The 4,806-nt window shown below is 60.9% G+C and carries 4 protein-coding genes; 3 read left to right on the forward strand and 1 reads right to left on the reverse strand.

Annotated elements, in window-relative coordinates:
* Positions 1–665, forward strand: a 665-nt coding sequence (locus tag IEY36_RS30205; RefSeq protein ID WP_188974008.1) for a DDE-type integrase/transposase/recombinase, incomplete at its 5' end; no start/stop codon positions are given.
* Between the two features lie 315 nt (positions 666–980).
* Here the strand turns inward: IEY36_RS30205 and IEY36_RS30210 are convergent.
* Positions 981–2,348 (reverse strand): FAD-binding oxidoreductase, encoded by a 1,368-nt coding sequence (locus IEY36_RS30210; protein ID WP_229681722.1) that lies wholly within the window; start codon positions 2,346–2,348, stop codon positions 981–983.
* Positions 2,349–2,531: 183 nt separating this feature from the next.
* Between IEY36_RS30210 and IEY36_RS30215 the strand changes: the two genes are divergently transcribed.
* Positions 2,532–3,548, forward strand: a complete 1,017-nt coding sequence (locus IEY36_RS30215) for an AraC family transcriptional regulator (RefSeq protein WP_229681723.1) — start codon at positions 2,532–2,534, stop codon at positions 3,546–3,548.
* A 135-nt stretch (positions 3,549–3,683) separates the two neighbouring features.
* On the forward strand, positions 3,684–4,694 hold the full coding sequence (locus tag IEY36_RS30220; RefSeq protein ID WP_188974012.1) for a class I SAM-dependent methyltransferase: 1,011 nt from the start codon (positions 3,684–3,686) through the stop codon (positions 4,692–4,694).
* The last annotated feature ends 112 nt before the right edge of the window (positions 4,695–4,806 follow it).

The raw sequence follows: 4,806 nt of genomic DNA on the forward strand, positions 1-4,806 counted from the left end.
GCCTCATGCGCCAGGCTTCATTGCTGCTGCAGCCCCACACCGGCAGGCGCGCCTTCCGCGCACACGAGGGCACCGTCATCGCCGCGGCATCGAACCAGCGCTGGGCGTCGGACGGCTTCGAGATCACCTGTTGGAACGGCGAGGTCGTCCGTGCCGCCTTCGCCATCGACACCCACGACCGCGAGGTCATGGCCTGGGTCGGTACCTCCGGCGGCGGCATCAGCGGCGAGATGATCCGCGACATGATGCTCGACTGCGTCGAACGCCGCTTCGATGCGCTGCGCGCCCCGCAGCCCGTCCAGTGGCTCGCCGACAACGGCTCCGCCTACACCGCCGGCGAGACCACCGACTTCGCCGTCGCGCTGAACCTCGTCGCCTGCTTCACGCCCGTCCGCAGCCCCGAGAGCAACGGTGTCTGCGAGGCTTTCGTGAAGACCTTCAAGCGCAACTACGTCCGCGTGAGCCCAAGGCCAGACGCCATCTCCGTCCTGCAGCGCCTGGCCGGCCGGTTCGAGGACGACAACACCATCCACCGTCACAGCGGCTTGCGCATGCGCTCGCCGCCTGAGTTCATCGCTNTCCACCGTCACAGCGGCTTGCGCATGCGCTCGCCGCCTGAGTTCATCGCTGCGCAGTCAGCAACCCAAGCCACCTGTCCGGCTTGATGGGGGCAACTCCACCCAACGCGCAGACCACGTGCGTTGCTGACCCGTTCGATGGCAACGACGACGGTACGAACTGTATGCGCTGCGGCTAGGGCCCGGAACCGCAGCGCGCACCGCCATCAGCGCCGCGCCGACCATCCCTCGACAGCATGATTCCACCGATCCGCCCGCCCAGCAGGCTCGCTTGCACACTTCCGCAATCCGCCATCACAGAAACAAGGATTTCGGGAGGCGTCCAGTTGCAAAGACCCGGGGCCGCCCTGCGGTGCGGCCCTTTGCGTGTCTATCGTTTCTAAAATCCGCTGCTGCCGCCATTCAGGCGGCTGGCTTGATGTTCTGATTGATCCGGAACAGGTTCATCGGATCGTACTTCTTCTTTACCACCGACAGTCGCCCGTAGTTGTCGCCATAGGTCGCCCTCAGCCTCGCGTCGCCTTCGTCATCCATCATAAAGTTCGGATACGCACCGCCGAGATCAAATGGATGCACCGCATCCCAATAGGCCTTGGTCCACTGCGTAACCGCACCGGCCTTCGCGGCGTCCGGATCGATGCCCGCGATCACCATCGACCAAGTTGCATCGCGGCAGTTCCACGCCGTGTCGGCCCGGTCGACGCGGTGGACGGCGCCGTCAATCGGGTAGAGGTGCATCAGCGAAAGCTCACTAGGCGTCTTGGCCGCCTGCTCAAGATGCGCATCGATTGCCGCATCAGACAGCGTCCCAACGAAGTCGCCGCGCCAGTACCACTGCATGCCCTTCGGATAGAGGCCGTCGAACATGCTCTGCACTGCGGGATAAGGCATGGTGCCCATCCAGTTGAACCAGGGGTCCGGCAGTTGGTCGAGCAGCGGTGCCAACGCCTGTCGGCCCCGCGCCTCACTGCCATTGTAGCACGACATCAGAAGGCACATACGCTTGCCCCAATACTCCTTGGGGAATGGTTCGCAGGAAAGGACCGTCTTCAGCCCGAGGAAAATGCCGAGATCCTCCGGCGCGCTTGGCAGAAAGTCGCGATACTGCTTCATGATCGCGCGCGCATGCTTCTGGTCCCACGCGATGGGGCCGGCAAACACCTGGCTGACGCGATGAAGCTGGAAAAGGAAACTGGTGACGACACCGAAGTTTCCGCCTCCGCCGCGCAACGCCCAGAGAAGGTCGCTGTTCTCCGCCTTGTTCGCGGTGACGAAGCTGCCATCGGCAAGGACGACATCGGCCTCGAGCAGATTGTCGATCGTCAGCCCATATTTGCGCGTCAGGTAGCCGTGCCCGCCGCTGAGCGTCAGTCCCGCGACACCCGTCGTCGAGATGATACCCGCGGGGACCGCCAGTCCGAATGCATGGGTCGCGTGGTCAAGATCGCCTTGTGTCGCGCCGGCCTCCACACGCGCGGTGCGTGTCGTGGGATCGACGCGGACGCCCCTCATGGAGGAGAGATCGATGACCAGCCCGTCATTGACGCTGCCGAGACCGGGACCGTTGTGGCCGCCACCTCGGATCGCAATCGGCAGTCTATTGTCGCGGCCGAAATTCACCGCTGCGATGACATCCGCGACATCGGCGCAGCGGGCAATTGCCAGAGGCCGCTTGTCGATCATGCCATTGTAGAGTTTGCAGGCATCGGCATAGGCGGCATCGCCCGGCTCGATCAGCCCGCCGCGCAGGATCGGCTTCAGGTTCGTCATGTTGACGTCTGGCATCATGTCCTCCCGGGCCTCACGACATTGGGCGAACTTTCAGCCTAAATTGAAGCTGCGTGGCCCTGAATGACACGGCGTCGGAATTTCTTGCTCAATCGTCCGGGAACGTGGTCGACTTCGCTGCAGGTTCTCTCGACGTCGTGTGCTTTCCCTGCAGGGAGGTGTCGCGTGGAGATACTTTCGGATGTCCTTCGCACCGTCCGGTTGAGCGGCGCGCTCTTCTTCGACATCGAAGCAACCTCTCCCTGGGTCGCAGAGACGCTGCCCATGGCTGAGATTGCAGGCCGGGTCATGCCCGAAGCCGAGCACGTGATCAGCTTTCATGTTCTATTGTCTGGATCGTGCTGGGCGGAGCTAGGGCATGGGGAAGCGCCGCTCTCCTTGAGCGCCGGTGATGTGCTGATTGTCCCGACCGGCGTTCGGCATGTGCTCTGCTCCAGCCCAGGCATGCATGCTGAGCCCAACCTCACAGCGTACTATCGGCCCGCGGACCGCGCGTTGCCGTTCACCTTTCGTTGGGGCGATGGCGACTGCGACCATGTCCACTTCGTCTGCGGCTACCTTGGCTGCGATGCAAGGCCTTTCAATCCATTGCTCGACGCGTTACCCGGAATTATCCATGCGCGCGGGCAGGCCCAAGGCGCGGGCTGGGCAGCGCAATTGATCCGTATGGCACTCAGCGAAAGCCGAGCCGGACGCTCAGGAAGCGAGATCGTCCTCGCCAGGCTGAGCGAGTTGCTGTTCGTTGAGGTCCTGCGCGGCTACCTGGAATCCCTGCCAGCGGAGTCCGGTGGATGGTTCTCTGGTTTGAGCGACCGTCATGTCGGCGCCGCGTTGCGTCTGATCCACGCGCGACCGACGGAGGCCTGGACATTGGAGAGCTTGGCGCGCGATGTCGGCGTGTCACGATCTGTCCTGGCGGAGCGCTTTGCTCACTGCGTACACATACCGCCGATGCACTATCTGGCCCGCTGGCGCCTGCAGGTGGCCGCGCGGTTGCTCGAACGCCCTGGGGTCAATGTCGCCCGGGTGGCGGAAGAGGTCGGATACGAGTCAGAAGCGGCCTTCAGCCGTGCATTCAAGAAGCTGACAGGGAGTTCGCCAAGTATTTGGCGCAAGACCCGCTTCACCCTCTACCGCATGCAGGCCTCATACCAACTCCGCGTCGCGGAATCCCTCTCTTGAATCACTGACCGCGGGGGTTGGTATTACTCCGTCGCGCCGGCCTATTATAGCGCCGCCGTTGACAGTCCGCCAACACTGGTGAAATTTCCGGGCTAATTCGTTGCGGCTGAATGGTCATCCAAAAATGAGGAAGCGATGCGTGAACTGATCAAGCGGAGTATTAGACCTTTTTGGCGTCGCGTTTGGACTCGTATTGAGGCCAGAATTATGCCGCTTGACGCAAGACTCACTGCGGTCGAGGCATCGTTAGCTTCTAGCGTGACGCAGTTCAGCACGTTGGATGCGACATCAGCAGCCGAAGCGCGCCGCGCTGGAGTGGGTCTGTTTGTGCCGCCGGGTCATTTCTTCTCGCCCATCTGTGATGAAGGCGAGGCGGAGGAACACCTCTTAAGGGTAAACGCCGTGCTTCCACCCATGTTGCCCGGGATCGAAACCGACCTCGATGCAATGGTAGCATTTTGGCGGAGGATGCTGCCTTATCTTGCCTCTGCACCTTTCACTGATGACCCGCAGCCCGCCTTTCGCTACCATTATAATAATCCGGCCTATTCCTGGGGTGATGGCAGTATACTGCACGCAATGATCCGACTGCACCGCCCACAAAGAATTATTGAGGTGGGCTCCGGATGGTCATCAGCCTGTACTCTGGACACAATAGAGCATTTCCTCAATCAGGAATGCGAGCTCACACTCATTGATCCTTTTCCTGATTTGGTGATCAAAATGGTCGGCCCTTCGCGCGAGCGGCTGACCATTCTCGGTCAGAGGGTGCAAGACGTAGATCTCGCGCTCTTCGAGGGCCTCAAAGCCAATGATATCTTGTTCATTGACTCAACTCATGTACTAAAGACTGGCAGCGATGTATGTACCGAATTGTTCGAAATTCTGCCACGGCTTGCCAGCGGTGTAATTGTACATTTTCATGATATATTCTGGCCTTTCGAATATCCGCATGAATGGGTGGTCAAGGAGAACCGGTCCTGGAACGAGCTGCAGGCCATACGAGCGTTCCTCTACGAAAATCGCGCCTGGAACATACTGTGGTTCACAGATTTTATGATGAAGGCAGAACCTACTCTTATTCAGGACACATGCCCGCGCGTCCTTCGTAACAGTGGCGGTGCGCTTTGGCTCCAGCGACGGTAACGGCCCGTTGACGAATTCAACGTGGCTTAATTCCGGCGCTAAGAGCCTGTCTCTGAACGCGATCGGAACGGGGGTTGGCTGGCCGGAGCGACTGTGATTCCAACGGGTTGTC

This window comes from Neoroseomonas lacus (genome assembly GCF_014644535.1).
GTDB lineage: Bacteria > Pseudomonadota > Alphaproteobacteria > Acetobacterales > Acetobacteraceae > Neoroseomonas > Neoroseomonas lacus.

Coding starts and splice junctions, on each gene's coding strand:
- IEY36_RS30210 (WP_229681722.1), bottom strand. CDS start 2,348: ATGACGAACCTGAAGCCGATCCTGCGCGGCGGGCTGATCGAGCCGGGC.
- IEY36_RS30220 (WP_188974012.1), top strand. CDS start 3,684: ATGCGTGAACTGATCAAGCGGAGTATTAGACCTTTTTGGCGTCGCGTT.